Source organism: Terrisporobacter othiniensis (genome assembly GCF_000808015.1).
GTDB lineage: Bacteria > Bacillota > Clostridia > Peptostreptococcales > Peptostreptococcaceae > Terrisporobacter > Terrisporobacter muris.
In genome coordinates this window covers 1-4,148 of record NZ_JWHR01000042.1, presented here as the reverse complement: position 1 = coordinate 4,148, position 4,148 = coordinate 1, and the positions used below count along the sequence as shown (strand labels likewise).

Genomic DNA, 4,148 nt, shown 5'->3' with positions numbered 1-4,148 from the left:
TTCTTATTCTTGATATATTTCAGTTTATCTACATGATCTATATTAGTTTCTTCTTCTAATTCTAAATTAATAAGCTCAATTACATGCAACATATAATTATAATCTTTTAGTATTTCTTCGGTCATCTTGTAATATCTATCAATAAAAATGTTGGCTTTTGTAGGTGGTAATATATTTTTGAACTCTTGTATATATTCTTGTAGTGTCATATCTTTTATTACTTCTTTTTCTATTTTTTACTACTATTTGGAATAATATCATACATATTTATATCTTCATCTATTTCATAATCTAGTGATGTAATAGAATATTGATAATATTTTATATATAAAAATAGAGATGGCTCTATCAATTATTTTAAGATTGAATTTAGCCATCTCTATAAAAATATTATATACTAATCATCTAAAATTGAATCTATGCTCAGTAAATCTAGTAATATACTTATAAAATCTAAGTAAAGATTTAAAACATGTGTAGATAGATCATTCTTTTATATCATTTCATCATTTTGTATCTCACTCTTTATTAAACTTATGTCATAAAGAGCATATGCAGAAAATATTACTATACCTACTATGCTTATTAATAAACTAAGCATTGCTTCTCCTATAAATATATTAATTATTGATGCTATTAATATACCTATAATACCTTCAAACAATATGTTGCCTAACTCTATATAATATCCTAATTCTTTTCTACTTGCTATTTTCGCTAATACTGCAAATAAAACTATTGATGAAACTAATATTGATGTGAACCTAAATCCTCCAAATGGTATTTTAATAACGGATATGTAAGAATACCATCAATAAAGGTAAATGAACAAACAAAATTAATAGAAAAGCTTCTAGGAATTAAATTCTTTCTTAAATAATAAAAACATTATTAAAAGTCCTATCATAAAAAAAGTAAATATTATATTTGCATAATATGAAAAACTAATTGATATAAACATCTGGCCAAACATAAAACCTATAAACATAAATAATATAGATATAGCTAGATATTTAAAAATTGCTTATATAGGATTTTCTATACTTTTGTTCATAATAACGTCTTCTTTCGTTTATACTAAAATTTAATTACACTAATTTTATATTATCAATTATACAATATTAAAACACTATTTTATATACAGACTAATAAATAAAAACTAACTTTTAAATATACAATCTTCCACTATTTTATTTATATATATCAGAAAATTCGATATTACATTGCTCAATTATCTTGCTTTCGTTGATAATATATATATCTTCATTAAAATTTTCTTTATCATGTACTTTTTCTATAGGTATAGAGAATGTAAACTCTGTACAGTCTTTATTATCTAAATTTAACCATATATTCCCATTGTGCATTTTAATAAAATACTTAGCTAAATATAAACCAATACCACTACCTTCTGTACGTCTTATAAATAAATTTTCTCCTTGCATAAATTGACCAAATATTTTATTTGCATATTCTTCACTAATTAATTCCCCTGTATTTTTTACTGATACATAAACTATATTTCTATCAAAATCTGTGCTTACATCAACATTTATATTGCTTCCTAGTTCTGAAAATTTAATTGCATTTGATAATAGATTTAAAATTACTCTTTCTATTTTATCTGGATCACATGCTAAAATAACTTCTTCTTCATCTGTATCAAAAATTATGTTTCTATTATTCTCTGAAACATAACTTGATGTTGACATAGTTATGTCTTCTATAAGCTTTATAATATTATAGTTCCCTAAGTTTAGCTTATAAAAATTATTCTCTATTTTAGCTGTGTCAATTACATTATTAACTAACCTTAATAATCTGTACGAGTTCTGCTTCAACATATTTAAATATTCAATATATCTGTCTTTAGTTATACGATTGAAGTCCCCCTTTTCAATTGCAATTAACAGTTGAACAGTCGACAATATTATGTTTATTGGAGTTTTAAATTCATGAGATATATTAGCTATAAAGCTTGATTTTATATGTTCAAAATCTATAGCTTCTTCTACCCTCCTATTTTCTATGTCTGATACCAAAAAATCCTTTTCATTTTCCAATTGAAATATCAGGATTGACATTTTTTTAAATATTTCAATTATAGATACATCATCTTTATATTTTATAGCTGTTGCATTTTCATATTGAATATTAACCAAAGCGCATGTATTACCTGCTATTTCTATAGCGTACAGTCTTGATACTAATTCATCTTTATAATTATTAAGCTCTATAAATTTTTTATATTTTGATGTGCAAAAATAATTTTTTTCATCTAGAATTTCTTTCTTAAAGTCTTCGTCTAAAATGAATCTAGTATTATCATTAAAAATACATATATCATCATTCGCCCTCATATAAAATTTAAATTTTCTATCTTCCTCATATAAAAATATGTCTATGTTTGTGCTCTTTAAAGCTAAATTTAATGATTTGAGTTTATCCTTTAAAAATTTTATGTAATTAGTTTTTAAATTACCAAGATTAAAGTCATTAAACATTATATGCTCTGTAATATCTTGAATACTTTCTTTTATACTTACCTCTTCTGCAATTCCTCCTAAAATTATATCTTTATCTTTATTTATGATAAATTTATTAACATGGTGCGATACCTCATTTAAATTTGTAATTTTCTCCTCCTTGCTATATCTATCAATTTTCCCAGTTATTAAATCTATATCTGTTTCCAAACATTTATCTGCTATATAAACCGGCCTTATTTCATAATCTGTTTTACCTATTATATCTTCTTTACTTAAACCTACATTCTCAGCCCCTAATTTATTTATGTATATATGTTTCCCCTCTTTATCTTTCATCCATATTTCATAGGGTAGATTATCAAGTAACTCTTCTAAATTCTCTATTGTGTATTCCCTTTTTTTCATACTTATTCTCCTTAAATACCCCTTAATATAATATTTTTAATTCACATTATCGTCATTAATTTAAGTAATTTACTATTTTATATCTAATTGCTCTATCTTTTATAATTTTCTATTATAATTATATAAAATAAATGCTTCAATTCAAATTACATTTAAATAAAATTCATAAAAAAATAAGAGATTTATTACATAAATCCCTTATTTTTTAGTACTATTTAATTATTTTCAAATATGACTCATTCTTTATCTCTAATATAAATTTCATTATATCAGATGCACCCCAATTATTATAATCACCTACTAGTGATATCATACTTACTCCAACATCAAACATAAAGTGGCAATCATACATCCCATTATAAATTTCTTTGCAGTTTCATATTTTAATGGCATGTCTATTCATAAATCATTGACTACCTCCATACTACTATAATAATCTTTAGTTTTATATTTATATGCATCAAACGATTTTTCTATAGGAAATACTCCTAATACTTGTCTAGGTGTTAATCCTTCTAACAACTTCAGTACAAACTGCAATAATGCATAATTGAATATTAAATTTTTCATATCTTTATTATTTTCATTTTCATCAAATAAAGTTATAACATCAGTTGTTATCATCTTACTCATAAAATCATGGTTGTAATTGAATTGGTATCTATAAGCTAATTTTAAATATGCTAAAGCTTTTAAATTTTTATTTGCATTCGTATTACTCTCTTACAATGCGTTACATATATTTTTTATGCCTTTATAACAAGCTTGATCTTGTTTATGCAAAGACTCTAATAACATACATAGATATTTTATATCTCTTATTGTATTATTTATACAGAATTTCTCTATATCATCAATTATGTTTTTATCTAATTTATTTTTTAAATTATTATAATATTTAACTATAGTATCAACTATTTTCTTTAGCTTTATAATCGATAATTCACAACCATTTTCACATCTATTTCTTAAATATTTATATTCAATTGCTATTGTTACATCATTAAAAAAGTTTCCATACCCTTTAATCATAACATTTATCTACCTTCATATTAAAACTTTCTCATTATATTCCCCCTATAGTTGTTAATTTTTATATGTAAAAACTATCACATAATTCTCTTTATAAAATACTATTGCTGTTAATCCAGCATCAAATTTTAATTCTTTTACTGATATTTCAATTATTCTATCATTTAATTTTATTTCCACATTATCTGAATCATTTATCAATATATCTTTTAGATCATGTAC

6 protein-coding genes are annotated in these 4,148 nt (G+C 23.0%); all 6 read right to left on the bottom strand.

Going from position 1 to position 4,148, the window contains the following annotated elements:
- A partial coding sequence (locus QX51_RS03785; protein WP_039678585.1) for a hypothetical protein occupies nucleotides 1–209 on the bottom strand: 209 nt, incomplete at its 3' end.
- Between the two features lie 284 nt (nucleotides 210–493).
- A complete protein-coding gene (locus QX51_RS21145) occupies nucleotides 494–754 on the bottom strand; it encodes a Bax inhibitor-1 family protein (protein WP_278246197.1) in 261 nt (86 codons plus the stop codon).
- Between the two features lie 436 nt (nucleotides 755–1,190).
- The gene (locus tag QX51_RS19340) at nucleotides 1,191–2,894 is read right to left on the bottom strand and encodes a sensor histidine kinase (RefSeq protein ID WP_052232866.1); all 1,704 of its coding nucleotides are present in this window, start codon (nucleotides 2,892–2,894) and stop codon (nucleotides 1,191–1,193) included.
- A 211-nt stretch (nucleotides 2,895–3,105) separates the two neighbouring features.
- Nucleotides 3,106–3,228 carry a hypothetical protein gene (locus QX51_RS21415; RefSeq protein ID WP_278246196.1) on the bottom strand — a complete coding sequence of 41 codons (123 nt, stop codon included), beginning with the start codon at nucleotides 3,226–3,228 and terminating at the stop codon, nucleotides 3,106–3,108.
- A 65-nt stretch (nucleotides 3,229–3,293) separates the two neighbouring features.
- On the bottom strand, nucleotides 3,294–3,527 hold the full coding sequence (locus QX51_RS03770; protein ID WP_139045034.1) for a hypothetical protein: 234 nt from the start codon (nucleotides 3,525–3,527) through the stop codon (nucleotides 3,294–3,296).
- Between the two features lie 90 nt (nucleotides 3,528–3,617).
- Nucleotides 3,618–3,926 (bottom strand): hypothetical protein, encoded by a 309-nt coding sequence (locus tag QX51_RS03765; RefSeq protein ID WP_039678583.1) that lies wholly within the window; start codon nucleotides 3,924–3,926, stop codon nucleotides 3,618–3,620.
- Between the last annotated feature and the right edge of the window lie 222 nt (nucleotides 3,927–4,148).

What these genes read in the sequence shown, in the direction of transcription:
- QX51_RS19340 (WP_052232866.1), bottom strand. Translation starts at nt 2,894, where the DNA reads ATGAAAAAAAGGGAATACACAATAGAGAATTTAGAAGAGTTACTTGAT.
- QX51_RS21415 (WP_278246196.1), bottom strand. Translation starts at nt 3,228, where the DNA reads ATGTTTGATGTTGGAGTAAGTATGATATCACTAGTAGGTGATTATAAT.
- QX51_RS03770 (WP_139045034.1), bottom strand. Translation starts at nt 3,527, where the DNA reads ATGAGTAAGATGATAACAACTGATGTTATAACTTTATTTGATGAAAAT.
- QX51_RS03765 (WP_039678583.1), bottom strand. Translation starts at nt 3,926, where the DNA reads ATGATTAAAGGGTATGGAAACTTTTTTAATGATGTAACAATAGCAATT.